Source organism: Rhizobium changzhiense (genome assembly GCF_013087625.1).
In the GTDB taxonomy this organism is placed as follows: domain Bacteria; phylum Pseudomonadota; class Alphaproteobacteria; order Rhizobiales; family Rhizobiaceae; genus Rhizobium; species Rhizobium sophorae.
Window position 1 is genome coordinate 1,600,634 of the sequence record NZ_JABFCQ010000001.1, and the last position, 14,028, is coordinate 1,614,661.

The 14,028-nt window shown below is 62.0% G+C and carries 16 protein-coding genes; 6 read left to right on the forward strand and 10 right to left on the reverse strand.

Features of this window, described 5'->3' with window-relative positions:
• Window positions 1-5: 5 nt before the first annotated feature.
• The 4 genes from pheS to infC form a co-directional block, all read right to left on the reverse strand.
• On the reverse strand, window positions 6-1,088 hold the full coding sequence (gene pheS / locus G9X68_RS08035) for a phenylalanine--tRNA ligase subunit alpha (protein WP_168308054.1): 1,083 nt from the start codon (window positions 1,086-1,088) through the stop codon (window positions 6-8).
• Window positions 1,089-1,238: 150 nt separating this feature from the next.
• On the reverse strand, window positions 1,239-1,643 hold the full coding sequence (gene rplT, locus G9X68_RS08040) for a 50S ribosomal protein L20 (RefSeq protein WP_012759783.1): 405 nt from the start codon (window positions 1,641-1,643) through the stop codon (window positions 1,239-1,241).
• Between the two features lie 38 nt (window positions 1,644-1,681).
• Entirely contained in the window at window positions 1,682-1,885 is a 204-nt protein-coding gene (rpmI, locus tag G9X68_RS08045) for a 50S ribosomal protein L35 (RefSeq protein ID WP_003544621.1), read from the reverse strand.
• A 326-nt stretch (window positions 1,886-2,211) separates the two neighbouring features.
• Window positions 2,212-2,748, reverse strand: coding sequence for a translation initiation factor IF-3 (gene infC, locus G9X68_RS08050; protein ID WP_075225634.1), 537 nt, complete (start codon window positions 2,746-2,748; stop codon window positions 2,212-2,214).
• 178 nt (window positions 2,749-2,926) lie between these two features.
• Between infC and G9X68_RS08055 the strand changes: the two genes are divergently transcribed.
• Together G9X68_RS08055 and G9X68_RS08060 are read left to right on the forward strand one after the other, a co-directional pair.
• Window positions 2,927-3,754: an alpha/beta hydrolase gene (locus G9X68_RS08055; RefSeq protein ID WP_171601934.1), complete on the forward strand. Its 828-nt coding sequence runs from the start codon at window positions 2,927-2,929 to the stop codon at window positions 3,752-3,754.
• 165 nt (window positions 3,755-3,919) lie between these two features.
• Window positions 3,920-4,519 (forward strand): transglutaminase-like cysteine peptidase, encoded by a 600-nt coding sequence (locus G9X68_RS08060; RefSeq protein ID WP_168308056.1) that lies wholly within the window; start codon window positions 3,920-3,922, stop codon window positions 4,517-4,519.
• Between the two features lie 509 nt (window positions 4,520-5,028).
• Here the strand turns inward: G9X68_RS08060 and mbfA are convergent.
• Entirely contained in the window at window positions 5,029-6,012 is a 984-nt protein-coding gene (gene mbfA / locus G9X68_RS08065; RefSeq protein ID WP_168308057.1) for an iron exporter MbfA, read from the reverse strand.
• A 171-nt stretch (window positions 6,013-6,183) separates the two neighbouring features.
• On the opposite strand from mbfA, the gene G9X68_RS08070 reads away from it, so the two are divergent.
• Complete coding sequence (locus tag G9X68_RS08070; RefSeq protein ID WP_168308058.1) at window positions 6,184-6,651, forward strand: group III truncated hemoglobin; 468 nt, start codon at window positions 6,184-6,186, stop codon at window positions 6,649-6,651.
• Window positions 6,652-6,653: 2 nt separating this feature from the next.
• Here the strand turns inward: G9X68_RS08070 and G9X68_RS08075 are convergent, their stop codons facing one another.
• The 3 genes from G9X68_RS08075 to G9X68_RS08085 form a co-directional block, all read right to left on the reverse strand.
• The gene (locus tag G9X68_RS08075) at window positions 6,654-7,565 is read right to left on the reverse strand and encodes an EamA family transporter (protein WP_171601935.1); all 912 of its coding nucleotides are present in this window, start codon (window positions 7,563-7,565) and stop codon (window positions 6,654-6,656) included.
• Window positions 7,566-7,810: 245 nt separating this feature from the next.
• Entirely contained in the window at window positions 7,811-8,362 is a 552-nt protein-coding gene (gene recX / locus G9X68_RS08080) for a recombination regulator RecX (protein WP_168308060.1), read from the reverse strand.
• Between the two features lie 9 nt (window positions 8,363-8,371).
• Window positions 8,372-9,397 (reverse strand): histone deacetylase family protein, encoded by a 1,026-nt coding sequence (locus G9X68_RS08085; RefSeq protein ID WP_171601936.1) that lies wholly within the window; start codon window positions 9,395-9,397, stop codon window positions 8,372-8,374.
• Between the two features lie 133 nt (window positions 9,398-9,530).
• On the opposite strand from G9X68_RS08085, the gene G9X68_RS08090 reads away from it, so the two are divergent.
• Window positions 9,531-10,142, forward strand: coding sequence for an HAD-IA family hydrolase (locus G9X68_RS08090; protein ID WP_171601937.1), 612 nt, complete (start codon window positions 9,531-9,533; stop codon window positions 10,140-10,142).
• Window positions 10,143-10,157: 15 nt separating this feature from the next.
• Here the strand turns inward: G9X68_RS08090 and G9X68_RS08095 are convergent, their stop codons facing one another.
• Together G9X68_RS08095 and G9X68_RS08100 are read right to left on the reverse strand one after the other, a co-directional pair.
• Entirely contained in the window at window positions 10,158-10,676 is a 519-nt protein-coding gene (locus tag G9X68_RS08095) for a GNAT family N-acetyltransferase (RefSeq protein ID WP_171601938.1), read from the reverse strand.
• A 24-nt stretch (window positions 10,677-10,700) separates the two neighbouring features.
• Window positions 10,701-11,267 carry a helix-turn-helix domain-containing protein gene (locus tag G9X68_RS08100; protein ID WP_171601939.1) on the reverse strand — a complete coding sequence of 189 codons (567 nt, stop codon included), beginning with the start codon at window positions 11,265-11,267 and terminating at the stop codon, window positions 10,701-10,703.
• 151 nt (window positions 11,268-11,418) lie between these two features.
• Here G9X68_RS08100 and tenA point away from each other — a divergent pair, with 151 nt between their 5' ends.
• Window positions 11,419-12,117: a thiaminase II gene (gene tenA / locus G9X68_RS08105; RefSeq protein ID WP_130662657.1), complete on the forward strand. Its 699-nt coding sequence runs from the start codon at window positions 11,419-11,421 to the stop codon at window positions 12,115-12,117.
• Between the two features lie 76 nt (window positions 12,118-12,193).
• The gene (gene lepA / locus G9X68_RS08110) at window positions 12,194-14,026 is read left to right on the forward strand and encodes a translation elongation factor 4 (RefSeq protein WP_171601940.1); all 1,833 of its coding nucleotides are present in this window, start codon (window positions 12,194-12,196) and stop codon (window positions 14,024-14,026) included.
• Window positions 14,027-14,028 lie beyond the last annotated feature (2 nt).

A 14,028-nucleotide genomic window follows, 5' to 3' on the forward strand; every position in this document is an offset into this window, starting at 1 on the left:
TCCGTTCAAGCGCTGAGGCCGCCGAACAGCGTCGGCATGTCGAGCGGGCGGAAGCCGTAATGCGTCATCCAGCGGACGTCGGCGTTGAAGAAGTCGCGCAGGTCGGGCATGCCGTATTTCAGCATGGCGATGCGGTCGAGGCCCATGCCCCAGGCAAAACCCTGATATTCGTCCGGATCGAGCCCGCCGTAACGCAGCACGTTCGGGTGGACCATGCCGCAGCCGAGGATCTCCATCCAGTCGGTGCCCTCGCCGAACTTGACGATCGGGCCGGAGCGGTCGCACTGGATATCGACCTCGAAGGAGGGCTCGGTGAAGGGGAAGAAGGACGGGCGGAAACGCATCGTCACGCTGTCGACCTCGAAGAAGGTCTTGCAGAATTCTTCCAGCACCCAGCGGAGGTTGGCGACATTGGCCTTCTTGTCGACGACGAGGCCCTCGACCTGATGGAACATCGGCGAATGGGTGGCGTCCGAGTCCTGGCGGTAGGTCTTGCCGGGAATGATAATGCGGATCGGCGGTGTCTGCGCCTCCATGGTGCGCACCTGCACCGGCGAGGTGTGGGTGCGCAGGACCTTGCGCTCGCCATTCTCATCCGGGTTGAAGAAGAAGGTGTCGTGCATCTCGCGGGCCGGATGGCCTTCGGGGAAATTCAGCGCGGTGAAATTGTAATAATCGGTCTCGATGTCGGGACCTTCGGCGATCGAGAAGCCCATGTCGGCGAAGATCGCGGTGATCTCGTCGACGATCTGGCTGATCGGATGGATACGGCCGCGCTCGGCCGGCGAAGAGCGCACCGGCAGGCTGACGTCGACCGTCTCGGCCTTCAGCCGCGCATCGATCGCCGCTTGCCGGAGCGTCGTCTTGCGGGCAGTAAGCGCCTCGGTCACGGCGGTCTTCAGAACGTTGATCGCAGCGCCCTTGCTTTGGCGCTCTTCCGGCGTCATGGCGCCGAGCGTCTTCAACAGTTCGGAGACGGAGCCCTTCTTGCCGAGGGCGGAAACGCGCACGGCTTCGAGCGCCGTTTCGTCATCGGCGGCGGCGATTTCGGCGAGCAGCGATGCATTGAGCTGGTCGATATCTGACATTGTCACTTCTTTCCGTCCAGTATCAGGCGGGCGATCGGGAGGCAGGCGGCGCCGGCGGGCGCCAGGAATATAAAGAAAGAAAAACCCGCGCTAGCCCAAACCAGCGCGGGTTTCCCAAAATCATAAATTCAAAAGCTTGGGAAGCGCTGGTTACTTGACCGCGCCTTCAAACTCGTTCGTCGTGCCGGCTTCCTTGAGGTATTCAAGAGCCTTCTTGGCAGCGCTGACCAGCGCGCCGAATGCTTCCGGCTCGTGGATCGCCATGTCGGAGAGAACCTTGCGGTCGACTTCGATGCCAGCCTTGTTCAGGCCGTCGATGAAGCGGCCATAAGTCAGGCCGAATTCACGCACAGCGGCGTTGATGCGCTGGATCCAAAGCGCACGGAAGTTGCGCTTGTTGACCTTGCGGTCGCGGTAGGCGTACTGCTTCGAACGATCGACAGCAGCCTTGGCGGTACGGATGGTGTTCTTGCGGCGGCCGTAAAAGCCCTTTGCGGCCTTCAGAACCTTCTTGTGCTTGGCGTGAGAGGTGACGCCTCTTTTTACACGTGCCATATCATGATCTCCTTAAATCTAGCGTTCGCGGACGAGTCTCAGAGACCGTTCGGCAGGTAATTCTTGATAACCTTGCGGCCATCCGGTTCTGCGAGAACCATGGTGCCACGTGCATCGCGAATGAACTTGTTGGAACGCTTGATCATGCCATGGCGCTTGCCGGCAGCGGCAGCCTTGACCTTGCCGGTTGCGGTGATCTTGAACCGCTTCTTGGCAGAGGACTTCGTCTTCATCTTGGGCATTTTGCTACTCCTTCTGTCCTCCCTGCGCGCTTTATCAAAAAAGCCCTTTTCGCGAAGTCCGGTTCTCCGGCCGTCGCAACCAGGTGCGGGAGCGTTTGTTGTTGATCCGCGGCATCGGCGACGAACCGTTCCGCAAGCATTCGAAACTGCCACGGCATGCCCTGCCGGTCAGTTCGGACGCGCGCTTATAACCGCAGCGTCATGAAAGTGCAACGGGGCCGCGGAGGAATCTTCGCGCATCCCAAAATACAACGGCGCAAAGCAAAATGGCAGAAAGCACAAAAGCCGCCCTTGCGGACGGCCTTGGGCGAAAAACTGCCTGGCGCTTATTTCGGGGCCAGCACCATCATCATCTGGCGGCCTTCGAGCTTGGGTTCGGCTTCGACCTTGGCGAACTCGATCGTATCGGCCTTGACCTGCTGCAGAAGCTTCATGCCGAGTTCCTGGTGGGCCATTTCACGGCCGCGGAACTTCAGCGTCACCTTGACCTTGTCGCCTTCGTCGAAGAAGCGACCCATCGCCTTCATCTTCACCTCATAATCATGGGTGTCGATGTTCGGGCGCATCTTGATTTCTTTGACTTCGACGATCTTCTGCTTCTTGCGCGCCTCAGCAGCCTTCTTCTGGTTGGCATATTTCAGCTTGCCCAGATCGAGGATCTTACACACCGGCGGTTCGACATTGGGGGAAATTTCGACGAGATCGAGGCCGGCTTCTTCCGCCATTCTCAAGGCCTGGTCGGTAGGCACGACGCCCATATTCTCACCGTCAGCCCCGATCAGCTGAACTTTGGGAATGCGGATTTCACGGTTCGAGCGCGGTCCGTCCTTCACGGGTGCGTCGGTTTTAAAAGGTCTGCGAATGGTCGTATTCTCCTCGCGTTGTTTCGGAACGTTGCAGCATCGCGCTCCCAATCAGGGGTGCACAAACGTGTCGCGTCATCGCTGCAACGGAGTCAATATCATCCTTTAGCGGAAAAATCACCCGCTGTCAGCCTGCCAAGAATCTGTTTTATAGGCCAAAACAACAGGAGTTTCGCCGATGCCCGATCAGTTGTCCAATGCCCAACCGCAGTTCCTGACGGTCGGCGAGGGTGAGGCGGCGCGTGAGATCGCCATGCTTGTCCGCCCGGCACGGGCCGGCAATGGCGCACCGGCACTAGTCTGGCTGTCCGGCTACCGCTCCGACATGAGCGGCACCAAGGCGGTGGAACTCGATGGGCTGGCGGCGGACCTTGGGCTTGCCTGCATCCGCCTAGACTATTCCGGCCACGGGCTTTCCGGCGGCAGCTTCAGCGACGGCACGATCTCGCGCTGGCTGGAGGAGGCACTTGCCGTCCTCCGCCATGTCGCCCCCGATCGGATAATCCTCGTCGGCTCGTCGATGGGCGGCTGGATCGCGCTCAGGCTGGCGCAGGAGCTTGCGCGGACGCTCGAAGGCCCAAAGCTCGCAGGGATGGTGCTGATCGCGCCGGCCCCCGATTTCACCTCCGAGCTGATCGAGCCGAACCTGAAGGCCAAGGAGCGCGAGTCGCTTGCCGAGCGCGGCTATTTCGAAGAGCGCTCGCAATACAGCCCAGAACCCAACATCTATACGCGGGCGCTGATCGAGGACGGCCGAAAGAACCGGGTGCTCGACGGCATCATCGAAACCGGCTGCCCGGTGCACATTCTCCAGGGTATGAAAGACGCTGATGTGCCGCATGCGCATGCGATGAAACTGGTCGAACATCTTCCCGCCGACGACGTTGTGCTGACCTTCGTCCGCGACGGCGACCACCGCCTTTCCCGCCCCGGCGATATCGCGCTTCTCTTGAGTGCCGTCAAAGGCATCATCCGTTCATCAACAAATAGGCAGATGCCCGCTTGAACGGCAGAGGCGGATAAATTCGCCTGATGCAGGTCCCCCAACCCGTTGCATTTTAACCATATCGGCGGGTCGTAAGGTCCTCCCAAGAAGTAACGATTGACTCTTTCCGGCCCTCTCCATTAACACTTTGTTAATAAATAAGGGCGATGCGAGGAAAGAGCGGGCGTGCGGATCAAGGGTATCTTTGTGGCCATGATGGCCATGTTTGCGATGGCGACGGCCGCCATACCAGCCCCCAGCAGAAATGCTTCCATGGTGACAGGCAATGCCACCTCACAGCCGATCGGGCACTATGATTTCTGTCAGATTCACCGCATTGAATGCGGCGCAAACCGCAACGCCGGCCCCGTTGCCATGACCCTGGGGAAGTGGTCGCTCGTGCGTTCGGTCAACGCCACGGTCAACCGCACGATCACGCCGATGACCGACAAGGAAATCTACGGCAAGGATGAGGTCTGGGCCTATCCGACCACCGCCGGCGACTGCGAGGATTTCGCGCTGTTGAAGCGCCGCATGCTGATCCAACGCGGCTTTCCGGCTGCCGATCTGCTGATGACCGTCGTGCGCAAGCCGGATGGTGAAGGTCATGCGGTGCTGACGCTGCGCACCGCCGAGGGCGATTTCGTGCTCGACAACCTCGCCGCCGACGTCAAGCCGTGGTTCGGCACGCCCTATTCCTTCGTCAAGCGCCAGTCGAGCTACAATGCCGGCCGCTGGGTCACCATCGAGAACGGCCGCGACGTCCTAGTCGGCGCGCTGCGGTAAGGGTTGCAATAGAGAATGTGGAAAGGCCGGCGGTTTGCCGGCCTTTTTTGTTTTGTGGTTCTCTCCGTTCGCACCAGGTCAGTTTTAGAGGAGAGGTGTTCCCCGTTACTCGCCTTTCGCTGCGCTCAAGGCGTTCGTCACTACCGCTCCTCACCCCTCATCTGCCCTACGGGCATCTTCTCCCCGTTGGGGAGAAGCGGGAGCAAGACGTACTGTCGTCGTTCCGATAGCAAAGGCCTCGAGGGGAGCGAGGCGGTGCCACGACTCCGCTTCTCCCCAGCGGGGGTCCGAAGGACGGGTCGAGACCCGTGGCTCGACCGCGGTCGATGCCGGCAGGCAGATGAGGGGGTGAGCGGCGAAGCCGCGAGTGCACTGAGCGCAAGCGAAGAGCACGGACCGCTTTTGATGCCGGGTATGACGCACCGTCTCCCGGCCCTTCGCTTTGGGCTCAGGGCGTTCGTCGCTGCAATCGATTCACTGGATCGATTGCTGGGCTCGCCGACCGCTCCTCACCCATTCCCAATCAAAATCCCCGCGCCGAGCACCAGGCCGCCGCCGAGCACCACCTGGAAGGCGGCGCGCAGGAAGGGGGTTTCCATGTAGCGGTTCTGGATGAAGGCGATGGCCCAGAGTTCGAAGAAGACGACGACGGCGGCGGTGATCGTCGCTGTCCAGAAATGCGGGATCAGATAGGGCAGCGCGTGGCCAAGGCCGCCGAGCGTCGTCATGATGCCGCAGGCAAGGCCGCGCTTTACCGGCGAGCCTCTGCCGGAGATCTTGCCGTCGTCATGGGCGGCCTCAGTGAAGCCCATCGATATGCCGGCGCCGACAGAGGCCGAAAGGCCGACGAGAAAGGTCTGCCAGGTATCCTGCGTGGCGAAGGCGGCGGCGAAGATCGGCGCTAGAGTCGAGACCGAGCCGTCCATCAGTCCGGCAAGACCCGGCTGCACATAGGTCAGCACGAATTGCCGATGCACCGTCGCGTCCTCGTCGTGCTTGACGTCTGCGGGCGTATGTTTGTCGCCCAGCATGCGGGCGATATCCTCATGTCCCTGTTCGGCGAGGGCGAGATCGCCGAGAAGCTCACGCGTCGAGGCGTCCGCAGTCCGTTTTGCCGCCTCGACATAGAAGCGATAGGCCTGCTCCTCCATCGCCTCGGTTTCCTGCCGCATCGCATCCAGCGAAAGGTTTGCCCTGAGCCAGTCCGGCTTGCGCTCGTAAAAACCCTGCACATGCTCGCGCCGGATCAACGGGATGCGCTCGCCGAAACGCTGGCGATGGATCTCGATCAACGACTTGCGATGGGTATCCTCGACTTCGGCCATGTCCTCGAAGACTTTGGCCGAGGCCGGAAATTCGCGGCGCAGCCTGTCGGCATAGGCAAGATAGATGCGGGCATCGTCTTCCTCGGAGGCGATCCCAAGGGCAAGAATCTCCTGCTCGGACAGCGACTCGAAAGATCGTTTCGAGGATCTGAAAAATCGCGTCAGCATGACTTTCTCCAATTTTTAGAATTATTCTAAATCTAAAGAACGCAATGATGACGGTCAAGTGCGCGAGCACGCCCGCTGACAGATTGCCGCAAGCGGCGCGGACGACTTTGGCGCGCCGCCATAAACACCTATATGAGAGGGCGCCGCATCACGCGGCGCCGGGGATTTGGAATGGACAATGACATTCAGGGCCGCCCCGCCCATGTCGCGGCGATCCGCGAAAGGGCGGAGGCCGAGATGCAGGCGATGGGCGTCGACGCGGCCTTCATCGACAGGCTGGTCGAGACCTTTTACGCACGCGTGCTAACGCATCCCGATCTCGGCCCGGTGTTCGACGCCAGGCTGTCCGGCCGCTGGCCGGAGCATATGGCGAAGATGAAAAACTTCTGGTCGGCCGTCGCCTTCCGCAGCGGCGCCTATGGCGGCAAGCCGGTGCAGGCGCATACGGGCGTCCAGAACCTGACGCCGGATCTCTTTCCGAAATGGCTGTCGCTGTTTGCCGCAACGCTCGACGATATCGCCCCGTCACCGGAGGCTAAGGCCTGGTTCATGGCAACGGCGGAGCGGATCGCCAAAAGCTTGACACTGTCGCTGTTCTACAATCCGGCGCTCGACGATCCCGCGCGCGAACCCGCCTGATCTCAGGCCTTTTCCGCCGAGGCGGTGGCGCCGGCACTGGCTGCCACGACGAGCGCCGTACCCAGCATCTGCAGCGCGGTCATCGGCTGGGCGAGGATCAGAAAACCGGCGAGCGCGCCGAGCGCCGGTTCGAGGCTCATAAGGATGCCGAAGGATGCCGCCGGCATGCGCCGCAGCGCCACCATTTCCAGCGCATAGGGCAGGAGCGGCACGAGGATGGCGAGGCCGAGAACCTCGACCAGTCCCTTCAGCGTGAAGGCGCCCGCCGTCTCCGCCAGACCGAAGGGGGTTGCGACGAGGCCGGCGACGAGCAGCGACATGGCGAGACCTTCCAGCCCCTTGAAGGCAGCGCCGACCTTCTTCGTTAGCAGGATATAGACCGCCCATCCCACAGCCGAGCCGAGAGCGAAGAGGACGCCTGAGAGATTGCCGACCCAGCCTTCGCCGTCATGGGCGAGAAAGAGAATGCCGGCTGCAGCGATCAACGGCCAGGTAAGTCGCCAGCTCAGGCCATAGCCAAAGACGGCGACCGAGAGCGGCCCGAGGAAATCGATGGCGATCGCCAGGCCGAGCGGCAGCCGCTGAATCGCCGCGAAGAAGCACAGCGTCATGGCAGCCGTCGTCGTGCCGAGCAGCAACGTCGCCCGCCATTGGGCGCCGCTATAACGCAGCACCGAAGGCCTGACGACGGCGGCAAGGATGATCGCCGCGAAAGCAAGCCGCAGCCAGGTAGCGCCGGCAACGCCATAGGTCGCAATGGCTGACGAAGACAGTGCCGCCCCGAACTGGATCGAAGACATCGACATCAGGCACATGGCGATACCGGCCGCCAAGCCGCCCGAAGTCGGCGATACGCCCGGCTGCGCAATCAAGGCCGCGCCGTCCGTCCCACTCTCGATATTCTTGATGTCCATGTGGCCCCCGATCCCGGCGCGGTTCTAAGCCGAAGACGGGGGAGAGCCAAATTCAAACTTTTCATGCCGGGATCAAGAGCGCTTATGCCGCGCCCTCTCCGTACCTCTACCGCTCGCAGGGCACGTCCCCTCTCCCCGTTTACGGGGTACAAAGGACGGGTCGAGGCGAGTGGCTCGACCCCGCTAAGATTAGGGTGAGGGGCAGCCATTAGCGCAAACCGGACCGCAAAACCCTTGATGCAATATCAGAGACGGCCCGCGAGGATGACCTCTTCGGCATCTTCGAAGCTCATGTCGAAGACCTTCCTGCCGATGTCGAAACTAAAGCCGTTACGAGCGAAGGCCGAAAGCTCTTTCGCCTTCCGTTTTTCGTCGAGCTCGACCCGGCGGAAGGGACCGAAGGCGCGTTTGCGGGCAAAAATCGCTGCGGCATAGAGATCGTCAGCCTCCTCAAGTGCCGCCTCGACCTTGTCGCTGGAGACGCCCTTGGCAACAAGCTTCTGGGCGATCGCCCGCTTCGATTTACCGCCGCGCACGGCAGAGCGCGTGCTGATCTCCGCATAGGCGTGATCGTCGAGCACCTTGTTGTCATAGGCAAATTTGACCGCGAAATCGGCGATGGCCTTGAGTTGCGCCGCACTGATACCATCGAATTTCTCCTTGGCCTTACGGGAGATGGCCTCAAAGAGCTGCTTTTCCGTCATCATCCGCCGCTCGAGGCGATAGACGGTGGAGTTGCGCGCCCAGCTCAGCATGCGTGATGTCGGAATGTCGGATGGAGCGGTCTCGTCGGTCATCGGCAGGGATCAGACTTCCAGACCCTTGAGGACATTGGCGACGTTGAGGCCGATCTCCGGCACGCCGTAGCCGCCCTCCATGCAAGCGAGCACCGGCAGGCCGGCGGCTGATATCATCGCGCCCATGCGGGTGAAATCGTCGGAGGTGAGGCTGAAGAAGGAGATCGGATCGCGCTCGAAGGTATCGACGCCGAGCGCCACGACGATCGCCTCGGCGCCGAAGGTCTTGATGCGGGCCAGTGCATCGGCAAGGGCCGAAGACCAAATATCCCAGGGCGTGCCCGGGAGCATCGGATAGTTGCGGTTGGCGCCTGTGCCCTCCCCCTCGCCTTCCTCGTCGGCATGGCCGAGGAAATAGGGAAAGGCATGCATGGGATCGCCATGCAGCGATGCGGTGAAGACATCGCCTCTGTGATAGAAGAGGTCCTGCGTGCCGTTGCCATGATGGAAATCGACATCCAGCACCGCGACTTTCCTGGCACCATGGTCGAGCAGCCGCTGCGCGGCGACGCCCGAATTGTTGATGAAGCAATAGCCGCCGAAGAGATCGATGCCGGCATGATGGCCGGGCGGGCGGCAGAGCGCGAAGGCGAAAGGATTGCCGGCATTCAGCCAGTCGGCGCCCGTGATCGCGCAGCGCATGGAGGCGATCGCCGCCTCGTAGGAGCCCTTGGTGATCGAGGTGTCGGCGGCATTGGCATAGTGGCCGATCGCGCCGACGATATTGTCGGGCACGCGCTTGCTGGTGCGGCGAACGGCGAAGGAATTGGCGATCGCCTCGCCGGTGAAACCGGCCGCCACCCAGCGGTCCCACACGGTGGCAAGAAAATCCAGATAGGCGGGATCATGCACTCTTAGCGCCGTTTCCAACCCGTGCGCATCGGGCGCCACCACGTCGGTAAAGCCCGCCTCCTTGACCGCCGCCAGGATCCATTCGACGCGAAACGGCGCCTCGAAAGGCGTCACCAGCTGGCCGGCATGCAGCTCGGTCCTGGCATCACGCAGCTTGTGATCTTCGGAATAGATGACGCGCATTTCAGTTCCTGCCCTTGATTGACAATGGAGATTTACACGGCTCTGCCCTGACAAAAAAGCGGTGCGTGCCCTTGATCGTCTGGAATAATGACGCCACCTTCGCCGGTGTTTTGAGAAGGAGGAAATTTCCCGCATGAAAGTGCTGATGGTCGATGTCGACGGTGTGCTCATTCATGGTCGTCCGACCGACGGGTTGCCGCACTTCGCCTATCTGGAGCGCGATCTCGGGCTGCGCCACGATCTGCTGCAGCAGGAATTCTTCCAGACCTACTGGCGCGATATCATCATCGGCCGCGAGGCGCTGGAACCGCGGCTCGCCGGCGTTCTCGCAAAGATCGCGCCCCACCTCGGCGCCGAAACACTGATCGACTACTGGTTCGAAAACGATTCCCGCCTCGACCGCAATCTGCTCGAAGAACTCGCTGCTCTCAGGCAAAGCGGCATCACTCTCTTGCTGGCGACCAACCAGGAGCATAGGCGGGCACGCTACCTGATGGAGCAGATCGGCCTTAGCGCGCATTTCGACGACATCATCTATTCCGCAGCACTCGGACACAGCAAGCCTTCCCCGGATTTCTTCCGGCTGGCGACCGAGCGGGCCGGCGTGCTGCCCGGCGAGATCGCCTTCATCGACGATATGGCGGCGAATATCGAAGCGGCACGGCAATTCGGCTGGAATGCCGCACATTGGACGGCGGGCGCGACGCTTGGCGGCGCGTTTCCGGTCTTCGCCAGGCAGGCGTGAGCGGGCCTGGTGCAATCAGGTAAGCCGCTTGTAGAACAGGGTGGTGGCGCAGAAGCCACCTTCCGGCCACAGCGCATAATCCGGAATGACGCCGACGCGCTGCCAGCCCAGGCGCGGATAGATCGCCTCGGCATCGCTGCCGGTTGCCGTGTCGAGCACGAGCAGGGTCTTGCCGTGGCTTGCCGCCTCGCGCTCGGCGGCATCCATCAGCAGCCGGGCGAGCCCCTTGCCGCGGGCGGAGCGGTGTACCAGCAGCTTCTTCAAATCGCCGCGATGCGGCTGGTTCGGCATCTGCGCGGCCCCCACCTGCACCGTGCCGACGATCCTGCCGTCGAGTTCAGCGACCAGCAGCAGATTGCCGCCGGTGGCAACGGCATCGGCGACATCGCGCCAATAGGGCTCGGCATCTTCATGCCCATAGGGCTGCATGAAGCCGACGGAGGCGCCGCCCGCGACGCAATCGGCAAGCACCTCCGAAAGAGCCGGAATGGCGGCGCGGGCCTCCTCGGCGGAAAGGGTACGAATAGCGGGCATGCTGTTCTCCTGAAATGAATGGTGTTATCGGCCGCCGCGATCGAGCACGACGCAGTAACGCGCCGGCGCGTGGCCCGGATTGTGGAAGACGTGACCCTCGCCGACCGGCATGAAGAGGCAATCGCCCGGGCGCAGCCGGTAGACAGTCTCAGCCGCCGTCATCTCCAGCTCGCCGTCGAACAGCCAGATATGCTGCGTCATGCTATGGGCGCCCGCATGCGGGGGGAAGCTGACGCGGGCGCCAGGGGGGAATTCGACCTCGACGATATCGACATCGGAAGCCGTGCCCGGGGGTGAAACAGAGCGTCTGAGATAACCGGTCTCCGGATCGCGCCAGACCTGCTGTTCCTGCCGACGGGCGAGCGGCGAGGCCTGCCCCTCTTCCGCAAAGAAGGCCGACAGCGACAGGCCGAGCGCGGCGCAGATCCTTGCCAGGAGCGAGGCGGTCGGGCTCGCCTCCGCCCGTTCGATGCGCGAGATCATCGCCCGGCTGACGCCGGAGGCCCCAGCCAGATCATCGAGCGTCAGAGCCTTTTCCTGCCGCAGCGTGCGGATGCGGATGCCGATCGCCTGTTCGAGTTCCAGTTCCATTTTCCAGTCCAATTTTCCAGTCCAAGGATTCCACTATAAGAGAAATACAATATCTGATGATGGAATCAAGTGACTACAAAAAGCGGCCAAACGCGCCTTGCTTTCGCCGCTGCGCCGTCCATATATGGCGGCGTAATCCGAGGAGAGAGCGATGGACGCCAGTACACAGAGCACGGAACTGACAGGGAGTTTCACGGCTGCCGCCTGGGACAGGATCGCGCCCATCATGGCCGAGATCGAGGCGTTGCCATTGCTGCAGCGCCTTTCGGACGGCACGCTGCCGCCTGAGGTTTTCCGGCATTACATCCTGCAGGATGCGCTCTACCTGAAGCATTATGCGCGATGCCTTGCGATCGTTGCGGCCAAAGCGCCCGACAATGCGCAGGTCCTGCGCTTCCTCGGTTCGGCGCAGAAGGCGATCACTGTCGAGCAGGGCTTGCATGCCGGCTTCCTCACCCAGTTCGGCATCACCTCCGCGGATGTCACATCAGCCGAGCCCTCGCCTGCCGGCTTTGCCTATACGAACTTCCTGCTTGCCACCGCCTATCACAGCTCCTACGCGGTGGCGCTGTCCTCCATCCTTCCCTGCTTCTGGATCTACTGGCACGTCGGCGAAGCGATCAAGAACCGGCCTGTTATCGAGGGCAATGCCTTCCAGGCCTGGATCAACACCTATGGCGACCCGCAATTTGCCGCCGGTGCCCGCGAGGTGATCGCACTGACCGACATCGCCGCCCGCGCCGCATCGCCGGTGGAGCGGGCGCAAATGACCGATGTCTTCGTGCGCGCCTCGCAATATGAATGGATGTTCTGGGATTCGGCCTGGCGGCTGGAGACGTGGCCGGTCTGATACGCACCCGACACAGGACGAAATAGCGTAAACAGTGGGATAATTACCGCTTTGCGGCAGGGGGCGGCGCTGCTATATGGCGCGCATGAGCACCAATTCCACCACTCCGCTGTCCCATATCCGCAACTTTTCGATCGTGGCCCATATCGACCACGGCAAATCGACGCTGGCCGACCGCCTGATCCAGACGACGGGCGGCCTTGCCGAGCGCGAAATGTCCGAGCAGGTGCTCGACAATATGGATATCGAGCGCGAGCGCGGCATCACCATCAAGGCCCAGACCGTGCGCCTGCATTACCAGGCGAACAATGGCGAGAAATACATTCTCAACCTGATCGACACGCCCGGCCATGTCGACTTCGCCTATGAAGTCTCGCGGTCGCTGTCGGCCTGCGAAGGTTCGCTGCTCGTCGTCGACGCCAGCCAGGGCGTCGAAGCGCAGACGCTCGCCAACGTCTACCAGGCGATCGACAACAACCACGAGATCGTCACCGTCCTCAACAAGATCGACCTGCCGGCCGCCGAACCCGACCGCATCAAGGAACAGATCGAGGAAGTGATCGGCATCGACGCCTCGGAGGCGGTGCTGATTTCGGCCAAGACCGGCCTCGGCATTCCCGATGTGCTGGAAGCGATCGTCCACAAGCTGCCGGCGCCGAAGAGCCCGGGCGGCGACAAGGCGCCGCTGAAGGCGCTGCTCGTCGACAGCTGGTACGACACCTATCTGGGGGTCATGGTTCTCGTGCGCATCATCGACGGTGTGCTGACAAAGGGCCAGACGGTGCGGATGATGGGCACCGATGCGAAATACCAGGTGGAGCGCGTCGGCGTGCTGACGCCGAAGATGGTCACTGTCGACAGCCTCGGCCCCGGCGAGATCGGTTTCATCACCGCCTCGATCAAGGAAGTGGCCGATACCCGCGTCGGCGATACGATCACCGAGGACAAGCGGCCGACGGCCCAGGCGCTGCCGGGCTTCAAGCCGGCGCAGCCGGTGGTGTTCTGCGGTCTCTTCCCGGTCGATGCCGCCGATTTCGAGGATCTGCGCGCCGCAATGGGCAAGCTTCGCCTCAACGACGCCTCCTTCTCCTTCGAAATGGAATCGTCGGCCGCCCTCGGCTTCGGTTTCCGCTGCGGCTTCCTCGGCCTGCTGCATCTCGAAATCATCCAGGAACGGCTCGAGCGCGAGTTCGACCTCGACCTCATCGCCACAGCACCCTCGGTCGTCTACAAGATGTACATGACCGACGGCACGGAGCGCGAGCTGCACAATCCGGCCGACATGCCCGATGTCGTCAAGATCTCCGAAATCCACGAGCCGTGGATCCGCGCGACGATCCTGACGCCCGACGATTATCTCGGCGGCATCCTGAAGCTCTGCCAGGACCGGCGCGGCATCCAGATCGAGCTTACCTATGTCGGCACGCGCGCAATGCTGACCTACGACCTTCCACTCAACGAAGTCGTCTTCGATTTCTACGACCGGCTGAAGTCGATCTCGAAGGGTTATGCCTCCTTCGACTATATGCTGACCGACCACCGCGAGGGCAACCTCGTGAAGATGTCGATCCTCGTCAACGGCGAACCGGTCGACGCGCTGTCGATGATGGTGCACCGGACGGCGGCCGAAAAGCGCGGCCGCGACATGTGCGAGAAGCTCAAGGAGCTGATCCCGAAGCACATGTTCAAGATCCCGATCCAGGCGGCGATCGGCGGCAACGTCATTGCCCGCGAGACGATCTCGGCGCTGCGCAAGGACGTGACCGCGAAATGCTACGGCGGCGACGCCACCCGCAAGCGCAAGCTGCTTGACAAGCAGAAGGCCGGCAAGAAGCGCATGCGCCAGTTCGGCAAGGTGGAGATCCCGCAGGAAGCCTTCATCGCGGCGTTGAAGATGGGCGACGAATAATA

What these genes read in the sequence shown, in the direction of transcription:
- G9X68_RS08090 (WP_171601937.1), top strand. Translation starts at nt 9,531, where the DNA reads ATGAAAGTGCTGATGGTCGATGTCGACGGTGTGCTCATTCATGGTCGT.
- mbfA (WP_168308057.1), bottom strand. Translation starts at nt 6,012, where the DNA reads ATGCTGACGCGATTTTTCAGATCCTCGAAACGATCTTTCGAGTCGCTG.
- G9X68_RS08095 (WP_171601938.1), bottom strand. Translation starts at nt 10,676, where the DNA reads ATGCCCGCTATTCGTACCCTTTCCGCCGAGGAGGCCCGCGCCGCCATT.
- G9X68_RS08055 (WP_171601934.1), top strand. Translation starts at nt 2,927, where the DNA reads ATGCCCGATCAGTTGTCCAATGCCCAACCGCAGTTCCTGACGGTCGGC.
- rplT (WP_012759783.1), bottom strand. Translation starts at nt 1,643, where the DNA reads ATGGCACGTGTAAAAAGAGGCGTCACCTCTCACGCCAAGCACAAGAAG.
- tenA (WP_130662657.1), top strand. Translation starts at nt 11,419, where the DNA reads ATGGACGCCAGTACACAGAGCACGGAACTGACAGGGAGTTTCACGGCT.
- rpmI (WP_003544621.1), bottom strand. Translation starts at nt 1,885, where the DNA reads ATGCCCAAGATGAAGACGAAGTCCTCTGCCAAGAAGCGGTTCAAGATC.
- pheS (WP_168308054.1), bottom strand. Translation starts at nt 1,088, where the DNA reads ATGTCAGATATCGACCAGCTCAATGCATCGCTGCTCGCCGAAATCGCC.
- G9X68_RS08085 (WP_171601936.1), bottom strand. Translation starts at nt 9,397, where the DNA reads ATGCGCGTCATCTATTCCGAAGATCACAAGCTGCGTGATGCCAGGACC.
- lepA (WP_171601940.1), top strand. Translation starts at nt 12,194, where the DNA reads ATGGCGCGCATGAGCACCAATTCCACCACTCCGCTGTCCCATATCCGC.
- G9X68_RS08070 (WP_168308058.1), top strand. Translation starts at nt 6,184, where the DNA reads ATGGACAATGACATTCAGGGCCGCCCCGCCCATGTCGCGGCGATCCGC.
- G9X68_RS08100 (WP_171601939.1), bottom strand. Translation starts at nt 11,267, where the DNA reads ATGGAACTGGAACTCGAACAGGCGATCGGCATCCGCATCCGCACGCTG.
- G9X68_RS08075 (WP_171601935.1), bottom strand. Translation starts at nt 7,565, where the DNA reads ATGGACATCAAGAATATCGAGAGTGGGACGGACGGCGCGGCCTTGATT.
- recX (WP_168308060.1), bottom strand. Translation starts at nt 8,362, where the DNA reads ATGACCGACGAGACCGCTCCATCCGACATTCCGACATCACGCATGCTG.